The organism is Stenotrophomonas sp. YJH_SMC_10 (assembly GCF_059371555.1).
In genome coordinates this window covers 605,174-623,551 of record NZ_JCAFUS010000001.1, presented here as the reverse complement: position 1 = coordinate 623,551, position 18,378 = coordinate 605,174, and the positions used below count along the sequence as shown (strand labels likewise).

Genomic DNA, 18,378 nt, shown 5'->3' with positions numbered 1-18,378 from the left:
ATGCCCGCGCAGGCTACCGCAGCCGGCGCAGTTTGTGTTCAAGGCCCGCCGCGGTCAGTTCGCCAAGGTGCAGTTCACGCAGGCGTCCCTCGGCGTCGAAGAACAGCGTCGAGGGATAGGCCTGTACACCCAGTACGGTTGATGCGGAGGCGCTATCGTCCAGCAGCACGCTGTCCAGCCGCAGCCGTTCGGTGGCAAGGAAAGCCCGTACCTCGTCCAGGCTTTCCCCCTGGTTGAGGAACACGAACTGCACGTCGGTGTGGGTCTGCTGTGCCGAGGCCAGCACCGGCATCTCGCGCCGGCACGGGCCACACCAGCTGGCCCAGAGATTGAGCACCACCGGCTTGCCGCGGAACTGCTGCAGGTCGACCGTACGTCCCTGCAGATCAGCCACCTGCACGGCCGGCAGCGGCATCTGCCGTTCCTGCCACGCTGACAGCAGGTGGCTGCCCGTCGCCCACAGCCCCCCACCCGCCAGCGCGCCCGCCAGCACCGGTACCCACAACGGGCGCCAGGGCTTCAGACGCCAGGCTCCCCATGCCAGCGCGGCAACCAGAACGACCGGGAGGTGATACCCACCATCGGCGATCTGCAGGATGCTCCAGGGGGCCTGACGATAGAGCGCGAAGTTCAGGGCCACGAAGCTGATACGTCCGCACAGCAGGCCGACCAGCAACATGTCCAGGACCATGCTTGCGGCAGATGGCACTGCCATGCCGTTCTTCCGTCGCGGCCACAGGTGTGCCACGGCCATGGCCAGCAGCACGCATATCAGGATCAACACCACCGGCATCGGCACCGGCCCAACACTCGACATCAGCCCACCTGTCCAATCCGCCACTGCCTGCATGGTCGAAGCGTCGCGCCCGGGTTGCAAGTGCGACGCCCGCAGCGGGCTTCAGGCAACACTGCGTGGCATCTGCATGGCGGACGCCGGTTGCAGTCCGCGCAGGCTGCCGGCCACCGATGACAGCAGCGGCCGCTCACGCCGCTTGTTGCTGACCAGCCGGCGATAGTTGGCCGGCGTCATGCCAACAATGCGCAGGAACAGGCGTCGGAATGCGCTCTGGTCGGCATAGCCCACGCCCCACGCCACTTCATCGATACCCGCGCCCTGCTGCAGCAGCGTCTGCGCCTTGGCGATGCGCAGACGCTGGCAATACTCGATCGGGCGCAGGCCCGTGGCCTTCAGGAAGCGCCGTTGCAGCGTCCGCGGTTCCAGTCCGGACACCTCGCAGATCGCGCCGAGCGTGGCCCCCCGCGCGGCAGTGGTATGCAGCCAGCGCTGCGCCTTCAATACGTCACGATCCCCGTGGGCAAAGTTGGCGCTGAAGCGCTCAAGATCCTGCTGGATGGGCGCGGGCACGATAATCCCCAGCTGCTGCGCGACCGCGCTCGCCACGCCCTGCCCATGCAGCCGGTACAGCAGGCGCAGGCCGAGGAATCGCCAGGCCTGCGGACCGGCCACGGTCAGCAGGTCGCCGTCGTCAACGAGCGCACGCTCGCTGGGCACCCAGCTTGCCGACTGCCCCTGCAGGCCCGGATGCTGCCCGAGGTCCGGACCACTGACCGTGCGCCCGGCCAGCAGGCCCGCGCGTGCAAGCATGCTGACCCCATCGCTGGCCGCCGCCATCAGACTGCCACCGTCGTAGTGCGCGCGCAGCCAGTCCAGCAGGACCTCATCGGCGCGCAGGCAGACCCCTTGGCTGATCTGGCCGGGGACGGCGATCACGGCGGGAATGTCCGCCTCGAGCATCTCCGCTCCGGCAATCCGGTGCACGCCGGTCTGGCTGGCGGGCACGATCCAGCGGGTCACCAGGACACGCTTGAACGGTCGGCGCTGCTGCTGGGCAAGCCGGTTGGCAACATGTGCCATTTCAGTCAACACGGACGCGGCCGACGGGTCGCCTCCGGGATACTCGACCACCGCGACCTCGACGAATCCTTCGTTTCTGAATCCTTCCACAGACCATCTCCTCGGTTCGTTGCAGGCCATCCAGCGGCCGGTTCAGGCGCAGGGTAGGAACTGCCACAACGGCGGGGCTATGAAGAAAGTTGCAAAGTGCGCTGAATGCGCCGCCAGCGTCGGCAGCGTTGACCCTGGACCAGACTCAAGGCTTCAGAATGACCGGCAGCATCCGCAGGAATCCGTCATGAACATTGGTCAACTGGCACGCCAGGCCGGCGTGCCGATCGATACGGTGCGCTACTACGAGCGCCAGCAGTTGCTGCCCACGGCGGCCCGCTCGGCCGGGGGCTACCGCATCTTCACCGAGCAGGACCTGCGCAGGCTGCGCTTCATCCGCCGCGCCAAGACGCTGGGATTCACCCTGGAAGAAATCGCCGACCTGCTGGCGCTCAGCGACGGCCACCCGCACGACATGGGCGGCGTGCGCAACACGGCACAGGCCCGGCTGCAGGACATCGCGCACCGCATGGCCGAACTGCAGCGCATGCACACTGCGCTCTCGCAGCTGGTCGCCGCCTGCCCCGGCCATGGCACGCTGGATGAATGCCCGATCCTGGCGGCGCTGAGCGACGACACCCCGTGAGCGCAGACGGCCCTCCACCACCACGTCCCGCGCGTGAAGAAAAGTGCAACAAATGCTTGCCAACCCCCTGGGGCAAGGCTATTATTTCGCTCCTCAGCGACGTGGGGCCATAGCTCAGCTGGGAGAGCGCCTGCATGGCATGCAGGAGGTCAGCGGTTCGATCCCGCTTGGCTCCACCAATCTTTCGGCATTAGGCCGTCGAAAGGTCGCTAAAGAACATTGATGAGAATTGCGTCCCCATCGTCTAGAGGCCTAGGACATCACCCTTTCACGGTGGCGACCGGGGTTCGAATCCCCGTGGGGACGCCACTCATCACGAACAACGAGGACCCGGCCGATAACCGGGTCTTTTTTGTTCACCGCCTACCGGCATTCAGGTTGTGGCGTTGCGGTTCCCCTGCCCTCGTGGCCGTGGTTGAGCCGGAACGAAAAAAGTTCAAAAAAAACTTCCACAAACGTGAACACGCAGGTATGATAGGCGGCTCGGTAACACGGGGCCATAGCTCAGCTGGGAGAGCGCCTGCATGGCATGCAGGAGGTCAGCGGTTCGATCCCGCTTGGCTCCACCACTTTCGACATTAGGCCGTCGAAGGTTCTACAACATGAAGTTTTTCGTGCGTCCCCATCGTCTAGAGGCCTAGGACATCACCCTTTCACGGTGGCGACCGGGGTTCGAATCCCCGTGGGGACGCCAGTTTCAAAACGGACTCTGCTCCCGGCAGATCATCCGGAGTTTCACTGGGGCCATAGCTCAGCTGGGAGAGCGCCTGCATGGCATGCAGGAGGTCAGCGGTTCGATCCCGCTTGGCTCCACCACTTCGACATTAGGCCGTCGAAGCATCTACAACTTGAAGTTTTCGTGCGTCCCCATCGTCTAGAGGCCTAGGACATCACCCTTTCACGGTGGCGACCGGGGTTCGAATCCCCGTGGGGACGCCAATTCTTGAAAACCCCGACCCTGGTCGGGGTTTTTCTTTGCCTGTGATTCCTGGGAAGGCCCTATCCATGCCATGCGTGGATGGCTTCACCCCGCTCATGGCTCAGAACCGCCGGTACATTCCGATCGACGCCGGTGCCGTCGGCGCAAACCCGAACTGCGCATACAACCGATGTGCCTCGCCGTCGGCCAGCAGGCTGACATACGCCGATGGCGGCAGATTGGCCTGCATCCAGCCATCCAGGCGCCGCATCACCTCCTTGCCCAGTCCCTGCCCCTGCAACCGCGGCAGCACCGCGATGTCGCAGACCTGCAGATGGCAGCCGCCATCTCCCACGATGCGCCCCATCGCCACCAGCTCGGACCCTTGGTACGCGCACACGCCGAACAGCGTGTTGGGCAGCGCGCGCGTTGCCGCTTCCCGGCTCTTGGCACTGAGGCCTGCAAGCACACGCAACCGGCAGTAGTCCTCGACCGTGGGCACCGCGTCGCGGAACAGGCAGGTGACGGAATCGTTCATGCGGTATCTCCTGTGGGTCGGGCTATCCTGCCGCATCCACGTCGCAACCGCTGCGACCCTCGCCCGCAGAGTCCCCATGTGCTATTCCGCCCTGATCCGCGCCGACTACGCCAAGCTGGTGCGCGAGTTCGGCGCCATCCTGTCGCTGGAAGAGTTCGCCGAACTGTACGCGCACGATCCGGGCAAGAAACGGCCCAAGACCCCGAAGGCGATGGATGACGGGTTCGCCGGGGCACGTACCGAACAGGGCCGCGACATCGTGGCGAAGATCCAGCAATGGCACGCGCAGGAGCAACAGGCACTGGAGGCCGAACTGGCCCGCCAGCGCGAGCGGCGCGCCATCGCCCATGCTGCCCTGGCCACCCGTCCCACCCAGAAGGCGCGCAACGACCTGCGCGTGGCCGGCAACCGCATCGAGCGCGCGCAAGCCCGGCTGGAAGACCTGCACCGGGTACAGCTGCTGCCGCGCGACAACCGCATTTTCCCCGGCACCTACGCGCCGGTGATGGTCAGCGAGCACGGCCAGCGCGTGATCCGCCCGATGCGCTACCAATGCCGGCTCCCGGACAAGCCGGCGCGCAACGACGTGCTATACCCCGGCACCTACAACGCGAGGCGTGACAGCCTGGAAGGCTACTGGCGCGGTGCGTTCGGACTGCGCCATGGGGTGGTCGTGGTGCAGGCGTTCTACGAGCACGTGCCGCGCCACGCGATGGCGGGCCGCAGCCTGGAGGCCGGCGAGAAGGAACAGGACGTGGTGCTCGAATTCCGTCCCGATCCGCCCCGCGACCTGCTGCTGGCCTGCCTCTGGGCGGAGTGGGAGGGGCCGGAAGGCCACCTGCTGTCATTCGCTACGATCACCGACGCTCCTCCCAGCGATGTCGCCGCTGCCGGGCATGACCGTGGCGTGGTACCGATCCGCAGGGAACACCTGGACGCCTGGCTCAATCCCGACCCGGAAGACCTCGCGCGCCAGTACCGCATCCTGGATGACCGCGAGGAGATCCGCTACGTGTACGAGGAAGCGGGTTGAGTGCCACGCCCTGGCGGTCAGCAGTGGGGGAGGCTCAGGCCTTGACGCTGGTTCGGCCCACTGCTCGCGCCAGTGCACGCGACAGATCGGCCGACAGGTACGGCTTGACCAGCAGCAGGCCGGCCAACATCGGCGCTGGCAGCTGTTCGGCCAGCATCCCGGTGGCCAGCACGAAGGGAATGCCACGCGCCGAAAGCGCCGCGGCGACAGGCTCGCTCGTTTCGTTGCGGGCCAGCCGGTAGTCCAGCAGGGCCACGTCCGGGGCACTCTGTTCCAGCAGCCGCAGGGCTTCGGACACACTCGCTGCGAGCCCGACCACGGTCGCACCGGCATGCACCAGCTGCATCTGCAGGAGGGCCGCGCTCATCTCGTCGTTCTCGACCACCAGCACCCTCAGGTCCTGCAACACTGTCATCGGCTACCGCTCCTGGTGGCAATTGCACAGGGAGTATAGCCACCAAGGGGCCGATACCGACAGGAACCGGCCTGATAGGCCATCCCCCTAGGCATCTCCCGCCCACCTCGGTTACACTCGCACGCTGCCTGCCGGTGTGGCGGAATGGTATACGCAGCTGACTCAAAATCAGCCGGGGGTGACCCCATGAAGGTTCGAGTCCTTTCACCGGCACCACTGCATCAAAGGCCAGGTCCCCGACCTGGCCTTTTGCATGTTGCGGGCCGGGACGCCCGGCACCGACGAGGATGCCAACGCCAGCCCCACCCACGCTCGCCGCTGCCCTGCCCGCGCGGCTGCGCGCCCTGCCCCTGGAATCGACCTGCCGCATCGCCGCGGTGAACCCGTCCATGACCTCGATCCGCCTTGGCAGGGCCCGGTGCCGGGCACGCAGGCAGCCCACGCGGACAGCGCTGCGTCCCCCTGTTGCCACACAACTGCGACCTCCGACAAGGTTATAGATAGACGTAGCGCACACTTTTCTTGCCAGCCTCACGTACTTCTGCCTATCGTGATCCCAGCTGGATCTGGGGGCGGGGGAATGCATGACGTTGCGTGCGGCACTGTTTTTCATGGTCGCGCATGCGCTCGTCATTGCCCTGATCGGCCCGCAGGACCCGGTGGGCTCGTACCTGATGCTGATCACCGCGCCGCTGCTGGCCGCGCTGGCCTGCGTGCGGCGGGCTCGGGGCAGCCGCCGGGCGGCGTGCAAATGGCGGACGCTGGGCGCTGCCGTCAGCCTGTTCGCGCTCGCCCTGCTGGCCCTGCTGTATCGCAACGTGGCCGGCCTCACCCCTGCGCAGATGACCGCTTCGTCGCTGATCCTGTACGTGTTCTACCGGATTCCACTGACCTACGTCGCTGCCAGCCCGGGTGGCGGCAACCGCTGGATCCGTGCGGTGGACCTGTTGATCATCACGCTGCTGTGGTTGCTGTACTTCGTGCATGCACGCGCGATGGCGCCGTTGAACAGCGCGCTGTGGACACACTGCCTGCAGACGATGAGCAGCGTGCAGAACAGCCTGGTGTTCTGCTTCGCGCTGATCCGCTTCCTGGCCGAGGACGATGCCGATCGTCGCGACTTCTTCCGCGCGCTGTCGATCTACGCGCTGGGCTACTTCCTGCTGGCGCTCTACATCACCACCTGGCAGCCGCAGGTGCCCGACGGCGGCTGGGGAGACCTGCTGATCAGCGCACTGTTCGTATCGCTGGCGGTGATGGCTGGCAGCACACGACGCCGACCGGCGCCCGGCGTACCCCGCAACCTGCGGCGCATTGTCGACGCCGCCGGGCCGCTGATGCTGCCGTTGCTGTTGATGATGGTGGCGCTGCTGGTTGCACGCCTGCAGCCGACGCTGGCCACCGTGGGTTTCATCGGCGCGATGCTCGGCTATGCCCTGCGCAGCGTGCTGACCCAGGTCCAGATCCAGCGCGAGCGCGACGAACTGGCGTTGCTGGCCCGCCGCGATCCGCTGACCGGGCTGGGCAACCGCCGCAGCTTCGATGAATCGCTCGGCAGCGCACATGGCCGTGCGCGCCGCCATGGCATGGGACTGGCGGTGCTGATGATCGACATCGACCACTTCAAGCGGCTCAACGATACGTACGGCCACCCCGTGGGCGATCGCCGCCTGCAGGCGGTCGCGGCCATCCTCGACGCCTGCCTGCAACGCGGTGATGACCTGCTGGCCCGCTACGGCGGCGAGGAGTTCATCGCGGCGCTGCCCACGCACGGCCTGGACCACGCCCTTGGCCTGGCCGAGCGCCTGCGCACCGCCGTGGAAGCCGCTGCCCTGCCCGCCGCCGAGGCCCGGGTCACCATCAGCATCGGCGTGGCCTGGCAGGCCGCGCACGACCAGGGTGACCCGCGCAGCCTGGTCGAGCGCGCGGACCAGGCCCTGTACCGGGCCAAGCATGCCGGCCGCAACTGCGTGCACGCCGCCCCGGCCGTCGAGGCCGGGGAACAACAGGTCGACCGCCGCGCCTAGACCGCGCGCAGCACCGCCGCATGCGGCTGGCCGGCAACGCCATGGACGCGGAAGCTGGCCACGGTCTGCAGCAGCTGTGCCGACTGCTCTTCCATGCTGCGCGCCGCCGCCGAGGCTTCCTCGACCAGCGCGGCGTTCTGCTGGGTGCCCTGGTCGATCAGATCGACGGCCTGGTTCATCTGCTGGATGTCGTCGCTCTGCTGCTGCGCGGCCGTGCTGATCTCGGACATCAGCTCGCTGACCCGGCGCACGTTGGTGACGATCTCGTCCATGGTGCGTCCAGCGCTTTCGACCTGAGCGGTACCGGCGCCGACGTTGGCCACCGACGCATCGATCAGCTGCTTGATCTCCTTGGCCGCGCTGGCCGAGCGCTGCGACAGTTCGCGAATCTCGGTGGCGACCACGGCGAAGCCACGGCCGTGTTCCCCTGCCCGCGCTGCTTCCACCGCCGCGTTCAACGCAAGGATGTTGGTCTGGAAGGCGATACCGTCGATCACGCCGATGATGTCGACGATGCGCCGCGAGGACGCGTTGATCACCGCCATGGTCTCGACCACCTCGTGCACAACGCTGCCGCCTCGCGCGGCGACATCGGCGGCGCCACCGGCCAGCTGGCTGGCCTGGCGCGCGTTGGTCGCAGTGCGCTGGACGGTCTCGGCCAGGCCCTTCATCGACACTGCGGTCTCCTCCAGTGACGCGGCCTGCTGCTCGGTGCGCTGTGACAGGTCGCCGTTGCCCTGCGCGATCTCGGTGGCGCCGACGGCAATGGTGTCGGCGGCGAATTTGATCTGGCCGATGATCGCGCCCATCGCCTCGACCAGCGCATTCACGCCCTCGCACAACTCGGCGATCGGGCCGTTCTTGTCGGCGGTGGCCACGCGCCGGGTCAGGTCGCCCTGCTTGGCAGCCGCCACCACCTCGCGGGTCTGCGCCACGGCGCGCTGCATGGCCTGGTTCTCATGCACCTGCGCGGTGATATCGGTGGCGTACTTGACCACCTTGAACGGCTTTCCGTTGAGGTCCAGGATCGGGTTGTAGGACGCCTGGATCCAGACCTCGCGCCCGCCCTTGCCGAGCCGCCGGTATTGGCCGGCATCGTATTCGCCACGGCCGAGCTTTTCCCAGAACTGGCGATACTCGGCACTGTCGCGATGGTCGGGCTCGATGAACAGCGCGTGGTGCTGCCCGCGCACCTCGTCCAGGCGGTAACCGGTGGCGGCCAGGAAGTTGTCGTTGGCCGACAGGATGTGCCCATCCATGCTGAATTCAATCACTGCCTGCGACTTGTCGATCGCCGCCAGCTGCCCGGCCGAGTCGGCCGCCTGCAGCTTCTGCGCCGTGATGTCGGTGGCGAACTTGACCACCTTGTACGGGCGCCCCTGCCGGTCCAGCACCGGGTTGTACGAGGCCTGGATCCAGATCTCGCGCTGGCCCTTGCCAAAACGCCGGTACTGGCCCGCGTCATATTCGCCGCGGCCCAGCCGCGCCCAGAAGTCACGGTACTCGGCGCTGCGCGCGTGCTCCGGGTCGACGAACAGGGAATGGTGCCTGCCCTGGATCTCCTCCAGCCGGTAGCCCATCGCCTGGAGGAAGTTGTCGTTGGCCTGCAGGATGGTGCCATCGAGGGCGAACTCGATGACCGCCTGGACCCGGTGCAGCGCCGCGACCTGCGCCTCGAGTTCGGAACGGGCATCGGCCGCCGCATCGACGCCGGCGCGGGGATGGGGGGCCAGCGCGCCCAGCAGGGCACGCCACGGCGACCAGCGGGTATGCAGCTCGGCCGGCGCCTGCGCGCCTGCCGTGAAGCCTGGAATGAGCATTGTCTGATCCTCGGTGTCCGGTAAGCGGTTGCGACCCGACGGGCGGGATGCCCGGCGGCAACTTCAGTTGCTTGGGACTACAGGTGCCTGCAGGCACCCCGCGAGCGGCTGGCAAGCACGCCTGCTGCGGGCGCGGCCTGCATCCGGGGGCGGCGGAACACACAGCGCGGGCCACCCGTCAGGGGCAGCCTGGGGTCCTGCAGCGGGCGACGGGAGCGGGATCCAGAGGGAGTATCGGCGACGTGATCGTTGGCTTTAGCCGGATTACGCGACGTCCGTCGCAACTTCAGATGCAACGGCAGGGATGCGATAGACAATCGCGATCTTCATCACATTCCGCTCACGCACGCGGAAAGCGGGGATGCCGTTCAAGCAAGGAAGGTTTACATGACCAACGGGAGATTCCCGGCCCACGGGGAATGGCCAGCATGCAGCGGACTGCAGGACGTCACCTGACACGGAGATCGCATGTTCCCACGCTTGGCCAGCCTCCTGATCCTGGGCCTGTGCAGCGCCGGCGCGCTTGCCGCCGACGGCACCTATCGCCCGTCCTTCCAGCCGGACCTGCTGAAAGGACCACCGCCCGGCCCCCCGAACCAGGTGATGGTGCTGGGCAGCCCGCATCTCTCCGGCCTGCCGAAGACCTTCACGCGGGAGCATCTCGAGCCGCTGCTGGAGCCGCTGCTGGCGCGCCTTCAGGCATGGCAACCGACGGCCATCGCGGTGGAGAACCTGTCCGGCATGCAATGCGACTTCATGCGACGCAACCCCGCGCGCTACGCTGACAGTGTCGAGACCTACTGCATCGACCCGGCACCGGCCCAGGCTGCGACCGGCCTGGACGTGCCCAGCGCCAATGCCGAGATGGAGCGCCTGCTCGCGGATTGGCCGAAAGCCCCGACACCGGCCCAGCGCCGCCGCCTCGCGGCCGTGTTCCTCGCCGCAGGCGAGAACGGTTCGGCCGTGGTGCAATGGCTGCGCCTGCCCAGCGATGAACGTCGCGCCGCAGACAACCTGACGCCGGAGCTGGTGCAGTTCCTCGACAGGCGCTTGGCCAGGCGCGACGAGGCCGGCATGATCGCCGGCGTCCTCGCGGCACGCCTGGGCCTGGAACGGCTGTGGTCGGTGGATGACCACACCGCCGACACGCCTGTCCCGAAGGACCGGGAGAAGGCCTATGGCGCGGCGCTCCAGGCGGCCTGGGACAACCCGGCGACCACGGCGCGGTTCGTCGCCGACGAAGCGCTGCACGCCCACCTGTCCAAGCCCGACGGCCTGCTTGCGCTCTACCGCAACTACAACGCTGCGGACACGGCGATGACCATCTACCACAGCGACTTCGGCGCGGCCCTGGGCGAGCCGTCACCCGAGGCCTTCGGGCGCAATTACCTGGGCTATTGGGAAACCCGCAACCTGCGCATGGTCGCCAACATGCGCGACGTGCTCGGCCAGCACCCGGGCACCCGCATGCTCACCATTGTCGGTGCCTCGCACAAGGGCTACTACGAGGCCTACCTCAACCAGATGCATGATGTGCAGCTGGTCAGTACGGACGCCGTATTGCGCTGACGGAAGGGGTGCCGGCGCATGGCCGGGCCGCGCCGCCCCGGACATCCACTGCGCCAGCGGGCATCTCCAGCGGCCGCTGCCGCAGATCACTGCCTTCCGGCGCGCCCCATGCCGGCGCGTGCTGATGGATGCCGCGCTGGCATCGTGCCGGAAGCGATACGCCCACGATCACGGCGGCCATGCCGCCACAGCAACAGGCAGGCCGCAAACGTGCAGGCCAGACTGAGCAGCAGCAGCGCGAACGCTCCCCGCTGCAACACGGGCAGCAACGCCTGTGCGTGCAGGTCGCCGTGCAGCTGTTCGGTACGCAGGCAAGCGGCCAGCGCCAGGCACCAGCCGATCAGGGCCGGGATGAACATGCGTACCGCAGCCGGGTTCCAGGCATTCATGGGGTCACCTGCGTGAGTGGAGATGCGCGCAGTATTCGCGCGCGTCCTCTCACAGGCTGAGATCAGTCCTCGGCGGCGTCGGGATCGTCACCCGGACGTTCGGACAACTCGCCCTGCACCTGCACGTTGTTGCGCCCCATCGCCTTGGCCCGGTAGCACTGGGCATCGGCCGCAGCGACCGCCTGGTCCACGCTCATCCCGCCCGCCAGGGGCGCAATGCCGATGCTGGCTCCGACCCGCAACCGGTGCTGGTCCCAGGGAATGGACAGCGCGGCCAGGGTCTGCAGCAGCTCGCCGCCGATGCGCGCCGCACGCCGCGGCGTGCAACCGGACAGGATGACCGCGAATTCGTCACCGCCCAACCGCGCCACCACGTCCGAATCGCGCACGCCGTGGCGCAGCACGCTGGCCACCGCCCACAGCACGGCATCACCGGCCAGGTGGCCCCAGGTGTCATTGACCGGCTTGAAGCGATCGAGATCGATGTACATCAACGAAGCCGCCTGGCCGGTGCGCTCGACGCGGGTGATCGCCTGCTGCAGGTGCACCTCGAAGCCGCGGCGGTTGCTCAGTTCGGTCAGCGGGTCGATCTCGGCCAGGTGGCGCGCTTCGCGCTGGCGCGCGCGCTGCTGGGTGTCGTCGCGCAGCACCCACACCGCGCCGCGCACATGGCCTTCGTCATCGCGCAGCCAGGCACGGGTCAGGTCCACCGGCACCGTGGCCGTCCCCAGCCGCAGCAGCAGGTCGGCGTGCAGGTCCACCGCATTGCTCTCCGGGTCCAGCAGCACCGACACGTCCAGCACCGAGCCGGGTGCGTACTCTGTGGTCAGCGCCAGCACGTCCTGCACCTTGTGCCCGGCCAGCGACAATGCGCCATCACCGGCCAGGGTGCGCACCGCAGCCGCATTGGCGTAATCGATGCGCCCGTCCAGGCTGACGCTGATCACCAGGTCGGCCACTGCGTCCAGGGTGATGCGGCTGCGCTGTTCACTTTCGAACAGGCGCTGCTCGCTGCTGCGCTGGGCGGTGATGTCCTGGATCTGCGACACGAAATGCAGCGGCTCGCCGTGCTCGTTGCGCACCAGCGACACCGACAGACGCGCCCAGATGATGCGGCCGTCGCGGTCGAGATAGCGCTTTTCCAGGTGGTAGTGGCTGCGCCGTCCCGCCAGCAGGTCCTGCACCAGGGCCAGATCGGTCTGCAGGTCATCGGGATGGGTCAGGCGCTGGAAATCGACCTGCAGCAGTTCCTCGCGCGGATAGCCCAGGATCCTGCACAACGCGTCGTTGACGTCCAGCCAGCGCCCCTCCAGCGAGACCAGCGCCATGCCCAGCGCGGCAGAGGTGAACGCGCCGGCGAACTTCTCCGCCGACAATCGTGCCTCCGCGCGCGCCTGCAGGATCTCGGTGATGTCGATAGCCATGCCGACATAGCCGATCCGCGCGCCCCCGGCACCGTCCATGCGGCTGATCGACAGGCGCACCTGGCGGGGCTGGCCATCCTTGCGCAGCAACGTCCACTGCCGCGAATAGGTCTGTCCATCGGCACGCGCACTGAGTGCTTCGAACACATCGGGACGGTTGCCGTCGGCATCGACCAGCGGTTGCATCCAGGCCGCCAGCTCGCCCGGATCGTGGAAAGCATCGAGCCGGCGCTGGCCGACCACGTCCACCGCGCTGTAGCCCAGCAGCCGCTCCGCCCCCGTGTTGAACAGAGTGATGGTGCCATCGGTATCGGTGGCGATCACCGCCACCTCATCGGACGCATCGACCACCGCCTGCAGGCGTTGCCGGGTCTCGGCCGCGTCCTGCCGCGCCTGCTGCAGCTCGGTCACGTCGGCGTGGGCACCGGCCATCCACAACGGCCTGCCCTGCCCGTCCCACTCGAACACCCGGCCACGGTCCTGGATCCAGATCCACTGGCCGTTCTTGTGGCGCATGCGCAGCAGGCAGGCGTAGTTGTCGCTGCGCCCTTCGAAATGGTCGTCCAGCGCCGCATCCGACAGCGCGATGTCATCGGGATGGACCAGTTTCAGGAAGGTCTTCTGGCAGATCGGTTCCAGCTCTTCCAGGCGGTAGCCGACGATCTCGGCCCAGCGCGCGTTGACCCGCATCTCGCCGGTCTGCACGTTCCACTCCCAGGTTCCCGCAGCGGTACCGTCGATGATCATCGCCAGGCGGCGACGCTCTTCCGCCAGCTCATGCAGGCGGCGCTCCAGCAGTCCATTGCCGTGGGTGCCCTGGCCCGCCATCAATCCGGTCCCCTGCCGGCACAGGCAGGCGCCGACCGCAGCAGGGTGCTGCGGCCGCCGGTACAGGCGACGGGTGGTGCTGGCGTCATGGCCCTCCCCAGCGACAGCGGGGTGGCCGAACGCCCCCCTCAGGCGCAAGTGTGCGCAATCACGGGGAAAACCGACAAGTCCCCCGCCACGAGTCAAGCGTGACGGGGGGCACGATCCTCAACTGCGCTTGGCGCGGGCGAAGGCCTCGGCCAGGGCGTTGTTGGCCGGCGGAGCAGACTGGGCGGGACGACCGCCCGCCCCCTGGCCCCGGTTCGGACCGCGGTTCTGGCCGCCTGCGTCGCGGCGCGGTCCCGGCGCCTGGCCGCGTTCATCACGCTGGCCCGGACGGCTGGTGGCCTGGCCGGGGGTGTCGTCCAGGCGACGGGTCAGGGCAATGCGCTTGCGCGCCACGTCGACCTCCAGCACCTTCACTTTGACGATGTCACCGGCCTTGACCACATCGCGCGGGTCCTTCACGAACGTATCGGAGAGCGCCGAAATGTGGATCAGGCCGTCCTGGTGGACGCCGATATCGACGAAGGCACCGAAAGCAGCCACGTTGCTGACCACGCCTTCCAGCACCATGCCTTCGCGCAGGTCCTTGATGTCCTCGACCCCCTCGGCGAACCGCGCCGCCTTGAACTCCGGGCGCGGGTCGCGGCCCGGCTTCTCCAGTTCCCTGAGGATGTCACGCACGGTCGGCACGCCGAAGGTGGCATCGGTGAACTGCTCGGCCTTCAGGCCGCGCAGGAAGCTGCCATCACCGATCAGCGCCTTGATCGGGCGCGCGGTGCTGGCCACGATGCGCTCGACCACCGGGTAGGCTTCTGGATGCACCGCCGAGGCGTCCAGCGGTTCATCCCCGTCGGCAATGCGCAGGAAGCCGGCGCACTGTTCAAAGGTCTTCTCGCCCAGGCGCGCGACCTTGAGCAGCTCCTTGCGACGCTTGAACGGCCCGTTCTCGTCACGATGGCGCACGATGTTCTCGGCCACCGTGGCCGACAGCCCGGACACCCGCGACAACAGTGCAGCCGAAGCGGTGTTCACGTACACGCCCACGGCATTCACACAGTCCTCGACCCGTGCATCCAGCGCCCGCGCCAAACGGTACTGGTCCACATCGTGCTGGTACTGGCCGACACCGATCGCCTTGGGATCGATCTTCACCAGTTCGGCCAGCGGGTCCTGCAGGCGGCGAGCGATCGATACCGCGCCCCGCAGCGACACGTCCAGCCCCGGGAACTCCCTGGCCGCGAACTCGGACGCCGAGTACACCGACGCCCCGGCCTCGCTGACCACCACCTTCTGCAGCTTCGGGTTGGCGCAGGCCTTGATCGCTTCACCGGCCAGCTTGTCGGTTTCGCGGCTGGCAGTACCGTTGCCGATCGCGATCAGTTCAACGTTGTGCTTCACGCACAGCTGCTTGATCGTCTGCAGTGACTGCTCCCACTGCCGGCGCGGTTCATGCGGGTAGATGGTGTCGGTGGCGACCAGCTTGCCGGTGGCATCGACCACGGCGATCTTGCAGCCGGTGCGGATGCCCGGGTCCAGGCCGAGCACGGTCTTTGGACCGGCCGGCGCGGCCAGCAGCAGATCCTTCAGGTTGTCGCCGAACACCGCAATGGCCTCGGCCTCGGCCTTCTCGCGGGCCTGGTTGAACAGGTCCAGCAGCAGATGGGTGTGCAGCTTGGCGCGCCAGGTCAGGCGACAGGCATCCAGCAGCCAGCGGTCGGCCGCGCGGCCCTGGTCGGCGATGCCGGCCTTGCGTGCCACCCGACCCTCGGCGTACTGGTGGCCGGCCTCGGCATCACTGCCCGGGTCCAGTTCCAGGAACAGGATCTCTTCGCGGCGCGCGCGGAACAGTGCCAGCAAGCGGTGCGAGGGAATCCTGGCCAGCGACTCGGCATGATCGAAATAGTCGCGGTACTTGGCGCCTTCGGTCTCCTTGCCCTCGACCACGCAGGCGCGGATCACCCCGGTCTCGCCCAGCCAGGTGCGCAGTTCACCGACCAGCGCGGCATCCTCGCCCCAGCGCTCCATCAGGATCGCACGCGCGCCTTCCAGCGCGGCCTTGGTGTCGGCCACACCCTTGTCGGTATCGACGAAGGTGGCCGCGAACGTCTGCGGGTCCTGCGTCGGGTCGGCCAGCAGGCCATCGGCCAGCGGCTCCAGCCCTGCCTCGCGGGCAATCTGCGCACGGGTGCGGCGCTTGGGCTTGTACGGCAGGTACAGATCTTCCAGCCGGCTCTTGGTATCGGCCGCCAGGATGTCGTTGCGCAGTTCATCGCTGAGCTTGCCCTGTTCGCCGATGCTGGCCAGCACGGCCGCGCGGCGGTCCTCCAGCTCGCGCAGGTAGGTCAGGCGCACCTCCAGGTTGCGCAGCTGGGTGTCGTCCAGGCCGCCGGTCACTTCCTTGCGGTAGCGCGCGATGAACGGAACGCTGGCGCCCTCGTCGAGCAGGCCGACGGCGGCGCGCACTTGGGCGGACTGGGCACCGATCTCGTCGGCGATGGTCTGGGCGATCTGCTGGGCGAGCGCGCTCTGGGCGTTCTTGGCGTCGTGCATTGCTTCAGGTCTGAACCGCGTTACGGGAAGACCCCATTCTGGCAATCCACGACGGAGCCGGACAAGGCATTGACAGGGCGCGAGGTTCAGCGGCGTCGCCGGAGTCGACGCCGGCATCCTGGCAAGGAGCGGGCTCGGACTGGCCCGGGGCTGGGATGCCGGCGCGCGCGCGCGATGGTGGGCGCGCCCTGCCGCGTGTTGCGAAGGTCAGCGGTAGTGGCGGGCGGCACGCTGCATGACGATGTCGTCACGCATGCCTTCCAGGGCCATCAGGCGGACCTTGCCGACACCCTGCAGTTCCATGAACCGCTCCGTGTAGAACTCCGGCCCCAGCGCGGTGTCGGCGCGGGATTTGCTGAAGCCGTAGGGCACCACGCCCTTCTCGCCATCCTTGCTACCACCGACATAAAGAACGATTGCCATGTGATGTATTCCTCCAAATTGCTACTGCCTACTGCACTTGACGAGCGATGCTGCGAGCTCATCGAGGAAGAGCTTACCGCGTCGAACCTGACTGGAACGTCACGAAGGCTAATGACGATCGGTTGCATGCAGATGACTGCGGGATCGCAGCAGAATGCTTACGGATCTTTAACTTCCGGCTAACGAGTCGTGGGGATTTCAGCCAACGGCGCAGCCCCTCGTGGGTGGTTTGGTTGGTCGCGGAAAGCCGGTTTGCTGTGGGCTGGCCGGGAAGGTGGGTAGGCCGGGGACGCCGTGAACCCATCCATGGGGGCTTGGCCGCGGCATCCATGCCGCGGACACCCCGCCCTACCCACCCTCCCGGCCGCTGACAGATTTCTGGTGGCTGCCTCCACCCACGGAGAAGAAAAAAAGATCAAAAGCAAAAGCGGCCTGGCCGGCTGCTTTGTTGCTTCCTGTAGAGAGGGCCATGCTCGGCTGCGAGCAAGCGCAGCGCGCGACCCGCTTCTGCTGTTCTATTTCTTCTCCGTGGCTGGACGCGCACGGAAACTGTCAGGGGCCGGGCGGGGTGGGTTCGCGGGACCGTTGGCGCCATGGATGGCGCCATCGAGCCCCCATGGACGGGTTTACGGCGTGTCCCGCGAACCCATCCTGCCCGGCCCAATCGCATGAAACGCATTCCGCGACCACGCCACGAGGGGCTGCGCCGTTGGCTGGAAACTACGGCCACCAGCCGTGCCCGAACCGGGCGAAATGATCGGCCGCGCGTTCGAACGGATTGCGCGCACTCACCCCGCCGCACAACAGGTACACCGGCAGGTACAACGGCCCCAGCACCATGTACTGGTACACGTGCGCACGTTCGTGATCATCCAGCCGGATCAGCGGTTCCACGCCCCACCCCGCCTGATGCGCATAGGTGCGGCAGGAAATGCCCAGGTCATGCCCGGTGTGCAGGATCACGTTGCCCAGAGTGATCGCCCCGCCGGGACCCCAGGGCCAGCGGTCGAACACCAGCGCGCAGTCACGCGCGCTCCAGCGCAGCGTCGCACCACCGAGCATGCCGGCCAGCCCTCCGATCAGGCCCAGCAGGGTATTGGGCGATGTCCACGCCGCGCCCAGCACCTGCAGCGCGCGCAGCCAAGTCGGCCAGGGCGTTGCTCCAGTCTTCAATCGGCCTCGTTGGGAATCAGGAGCCACAGGATCAGGTAGACCAGGATGCCAGGGAAGGCGGCGGAGGCCAGCGAAACCAGGACGTAGATCACCCGCAGCAGGGTCGCATTCCAGCCGAAGCGATGGGCAATGCCGCCCATCACGCCGGCAATCATGCGGTCGTTCAATGAACGTGACAGCGTGCGCGGCGTGGTGTTCATGGCGGTTCTCCTGGGCTACGGGGAAAGCAGTCGGGCATGGCTCGACTCTACACCGCCCCCCCTGTCTACGGCGTGCGGTGGCGCAGCGCCTGCAGGCGCGCACCGAACCAGGCGGCAGCGGTCTGTTCAGGCTGCCCCGGGCACTGGATGCGATAGGCCTTGCCGCTCATGCTGCTCTGGCTGGCGGCGCGCTCGATGAACTGCTCGGCGCTGTCCACCATGTCCTTCTTCAGCAGATAGTCGTACTTGCGCTGCAGGTGCGCGCGCGCATCGCTGCCGTCGTACCAGCGGCCATTGCGCTGGAACCGGCACTGCGAGCCGTCCAGGCTGGAGATCAACTGGGCGATCTCCCGCCGCGCGTCTGCACCGGGTGCCGCCTGGGCGACCGGGGTGGCCAGCAGCAGCGCAGCCAGCAGCATCGAAATCCTGTGCGACATCATCATTCTCCCTGCCGTCGAGCATGGCTCGACGCT

At 67.5% G+C, this 18,378-nt stretch carries 16 protein-coding genes and 7 tRNA genes; 11 read left to right on the top strand and 12 right to left on the bottom strand.

Going from position 1 to position 18,378, the window contains the following annotated elements; genetic code table 11:
• Positions 1-13 precede the first annotated feature (13 nt).
• Both AC5P9C_RS02895 and AC5P9C_RS02890 read right to left on the bottom strand, forming a co-directional pair.
• Complete coding sequence (locus AC5P9C_RS02895; protein ID WP_414615269.1) at positions 14-817, bottom strand: redoxin family protein; 804 nt, start codon at positions 815-817, stop codon at positions 14-16.
• 81 nt (positions 818-898) lie between these two features.
• Complete coding sequence (locus AC5P9C_RS02890) at positions 899-1,966, bottom strand: GlxA family transcriptional regulator (RefSeq protein ID WP_343540273.1); 1,068 nt, start codon at positions 1,964-1,966, stop codon at positions 899-901.
• Positions 1,967-2,153: 187 nt separating this feature from the next.
• On the opposite strand from AC5P9C_RS02890, the gene AC5P9C_RS02885 reads away from it, so the two are divergent.
• From AC5P9C_RS02885 to AC5P9C_RS02855, 7 genes are all read left to right on the top strand, one after another.
• Positions 2,154-2,552, top strand: coding sequence for a heavy metal-responsive transcriptional regulator (locus tag AC5P9C_RS02885; RefSeq protein WP_064238767.1), 399 nt, complete (start codon positions 2,154-2,156; stop codon positions 2,550-2,552).
• 103 nt (positions 2,553-2,655) lie between these two features.
• A tRNA-Ala gene (locus AC5P9C_RS02880) sits at positions 2,656-2,731 on the top strand.
• A gap of 54 nt (positions 2,732-2,785) precedes the next feature.
• Positions 2,786-2,861 (top strand) — tRNA-Glu (locus tag AC5P9C_RS02875).
• 184 nt (positions 2,862-3,045) lie between these two features.
• Positions 3,046-3,121, top strand: a tRNA-Ala gene (locus AC5P9C_RS02870).
• A 49-nt stretch (positions 3,122-3,170) separates the two neighbouring features.
• Positions 3,171-3,246, top strand: a tRNA-Glu gene (locus AC5P9C_RS02865).
• Between the two features lie 46 nt (positions 3,247-3,292).
• Positions 3,293-3,368 (top strand) — tRNA-Ala (locus AC5P9C_RS02860).
• 47 nt (positions 3,369-3,415) lie between these two features.
• Positions 3,416-3,491: transfer RNA gene (locus AC5P9C_RS02855), tRNA-Glu, on the top strand.
• A 101-nt stretch (positions 3,492-3,592) separates the two neighbouring features.
• Here the strand turns inward: AC5P9C_RS02855 and AC5P9C_RS02850 are convergent.
• Positions 3,593-4,009, bottom strand: coding sequence for a GNAT family N-acetyltransferase (locus AC5P9C_RS02850; protein WP_049471472.1), 417 nt, complete (start codon positions 4,007-4,009; stop codon positions 3,593-3,595).
• A 76-nt stretch (positions 4,010-4,085) separates the two neighbouring features.
• Between AC5P9C_RS02850 and AC5P9C_RS02845 the strand changes: the two genes are divergently transcribed.
• A complete protein-coding gene (locus tag AC5P9C_RS02845) occupies positions 4,086-5,042 on the top strand; it encodes an SOS response-associated peptidase family protein (protein ID WP_343540272.1) in 957 nt (318 codons plus the stop codon).
• 34 nt (positions 5,043-5,076) lie between these two features.
• Here AC5P9C_RS02845 and AC5P9C_RS02840 read toward each other — a convergent pair whose 3' ends face one another.
• Positions 5,077-5,457 (bottom strand): response regulator, encoded by a 381-nt coding sequence (locus AC5P9C_RS02840; RefSeq protein WP_049471469.1) that lies wholly within the window; start codon positions 5,455-5,457, stop codon positions 5,077-5,079.
• 130 nt (positions 5,458-5,587) lie between these two features.
• Between AC5P9C_RS02840 and AC5P9C_RS02835 the strand changes: the two genes are divergently transcribed.
• Both AC5P9C_RS02835 and AC5P9C_RS02830 read left to right on the top strand, forming a co-directional pair.
• A tRNA-Leu gene (locus AC5P9C_RS02835) sits at positions 5,588-5,673 on the top strand.
• 368 nt (positions 5,674-6,041) lie between these two features.
• Complete coding sequence (locus AC5P9C_RS02830; protein WP_343540271.1) at positions 6,042-7,484, top strand: GGDEF domain-containing protein; 1,443 nt, start codon at positions 6,042-6,044, stop codon at positions 7,482-7,484.
• On the opposite strand, the gene AC5P9C_RS02825 is transcribed toward AC5P9C_RS02830, so the two are convergent.
• Positions 7,481-9,304: a methyl-accepting chemotaxis protein gene (locus AC5P9C_RS02825; RefSeq protein ID WP_049469863.1), complete on the bottom strand. Its 1,824-nt coding sequence runs from the start codon at positions 9,302-9,304 to the stop codon at positions 7,481-7,483. The genes AC5P9C_RS02830 and AC5P9C_RS02825 overlap by 4 nt on opposite strands.
• Positions 9,305-9,772: 468 nt before the next feature.
• Here AC5P9C_RS02825 and AC5P9C_RS02820 point away from each other — a divergent pair, with 468 nt between their 5' ends.
• Positions 9,773-10,873: a DUF5694 domain-containing protein gene (locus AC5P9C_RS02820; RefSeq protein ID WP_343540269.1), complete on the top strand. Its 1,101-nt coding sequence runs from the start codon at positions 9,773-9,775 to the stop codon at positions 10,871-10,873.
• 86 nt (positions 10,874-10,959) lie between these two features.
• Here the strand turns inward: AC5P9C_RS02820 and AC5P9C_RS02815 are convergent, their stop codons facing one another.
• The 7 genes from AC5P9C_RS02815 to AC5P9C_RS02785 form a co-directional block, all read right to left on the bottom strand.
• The gene (locus AC5P9C_RS02815; protein WP_049469872.1) at positions 10,960-11,262 is read right to left on the bottom strand and encodes a hypothetical protein; all 303 of its coding nucleotides are present in this window, start codon (positions 11,260-11,262) and stop codon (positions 10,960-10,962) included.
• A 62-nt stretch (positions 11,263-11,324) separates the two neighbouring features.
• Entirely contained in the window at positions 11,325-13,514 is a 2,190-nt protein-coding gene (locus AC5P9C_RS02810) for a PAS domain S-box protein (RefSeq protein WP_049469873.1), read from the bottom strand.
• A 207-nt stretch (positions 13,515-13,721) separates the two neighbouring features.
• On the bottom strand, positions 13,722-16,109 hold the full coding sequence (locus tag AC5P9C_RS02805) for a Tex family protein (protein WP_103281767.1): 2,388 nt from the start codon (positions 16,107-16,109) through the stop codon (positions 13,722-13,724).
• A gap of 207 nt (positions 16,110-16,316) precedes the next feature.
• Entirely contained in the window at positions 16,317-16,532 is a 216-nt protein-coding gene (locus tag AC5P9C_RS02800; RefSeq protein WP_005417149.1) for a hypothetical protein, read from the bottom strand.
• Positions 16,533-17,252: 720 nt separating this feature from the next.
• The gene (locus tag AC5P9C_RS02795; RefSeq protein ID WP_057494650.1) at positions 17,253-17,705 is read right to left on the bottom strand and encodes a hypothetical protein; all 453 of its coding nucleotides are present in this window, start codon (positions 17,703-17,705) and stop codon (positions 17,253-17,255) included.
• A complete protein-coding gene (locus tag AC5P9C_RS02790; protein ID WP_049466571.1) occupies positions 17,702-17,905 on the bottom strand; it encodes a PspC domain-containing protein in 204 nt (67 codons plus the stop codon). The genes AC5P9C_RS02795 and AC5P9C_RS02790 overlap by 4 nt, the downstream gene beginning before the upstream one ends.
• 65 nt (positions 17,906-17,970) lie before the next feature.
• Positions 17,971-18,345 (bottom strand): YfeK family protein, encoded by a 375-nt coding sequence (locus tag AC5P9C_RS02785; RefSeq protein WP_370596843.1) that lies wholly within the window; start codon positions 18,343-18,345, stop codon positions 17,971-17,973.
• Positions 18,346-18,378 lie beyond the last annotated feature (33 nt).

What these genes read in the sequence shown, in the direction of transcription:
- AC5P9C_RS02805 (WP_103281767.1), bottom strand. Translation starts at nt 16,109, where the DNA reads ATGCACGACGCCAAGAACGCCCAGAGCGCGCTCGCCCAGCAGATCGCC.
- AC5P9C_RS02845 (WP_343540272.1), top strand. Translation starts at nt 4,086, where the DNA reads ATGTGCTATTCCGCCCTGATCCGCGCCGACTACGCCAAGCTGGTGCGC.
- AC5P9C_RS02810 (WP_049469873.1), bottom strand. Translation starts at nt 13,514, where the DNA reads ATGGCGGGCCAGGGCACCCACGGCAATGGACTGCTGGAGCGCCGCCTG.
- AC5P9C_RS02800 (WP_005417149.1), bottom strand. Translation starts at nt 16,532, where the DNA reads ATGGCAATCGTTCTTTATGTCGGTGGTAGCAAGGATGGCGAGAAGGGC.
- AC5P9C_RS02840 (WP_049471469.1), bottom strand. Translation starts at nt 5,457, where the DNA reads ATGACAGTGTTGCAGGACCTGAGGGTGCTGGTGGTCGAGAACGACGAG.
- AC5P9C_RS02820 (WP_343540269.1), top strand. Translation starts at nt 9,773, where the DNA reads ATGTTCCCACGCTTGGCCAGCCTCCTGATCCTGGGCCTGTGCAGCGCC.
- AC5P9C_RS02895 (WP_414615269.1), bottom strand. Translation starts at nt 817, where the DNA reads ATGTCGAGTGTTGGGCCGGTGCCGATGCCGGTGGTGTTGATCCTGATA.
- AC5P9C_RS02785 (WP_370596843.1), bottom strand. Translation starts at nt 18,345, where the DNA reads ATGATGTCGCACAGGATTTCGATGCTGCTGGCTGCGCTGCTGCTGGCC.
- AC5P9C_RS02825 (WP_049469863.1), bottom strand. Translation starts at nt 9,304, where the DNA reads ATGCTCATTCCAGGCTTCACGGCAGGCGCGCAGGCGCCGGCCGAGCTG.
- AC5P9C_RS02830 (WP_343540271.1), top strand. Translation starts at nt 6,042, where the DNA reads ATGACGTTGCGTGCGGCACTGTTTTTCATGGTCGCGCATGCGCTCGTC.
- AC5P9C_RS02815 (WP_049469872.1), bottom strand. Translation starts at nt 11,262, where the DNA reads ATGAATGCCTGGAACCCGGCTGCGGTACGCATGTTCATCCCGGCCCTG.
- AC5P9C_RS02850 (WP_049471472.1), bottom strand. Translation starts at nt 4,009, where the DNA reads ATGAACGATTCCGTCACCTGCCTGTTCCGCGACGCGGTGCCCACGGTC.
- AC5P9C_RS02790 (WP_049466571.1), bottom strand. Translation starts at nt 17,905, where the DNA reads ATGAACACCACGCCGCGCACGCTGTCACGTTCATTGAACGACCGCATG.
- AC5P9C_RS02885 (WP_064238767.1), top strand. Translation starts at nt 2,154, where the DNA reads ATGAACATTGGTCAACTGGCACGCCAGGCCGGCGTGCCGATCGATACG.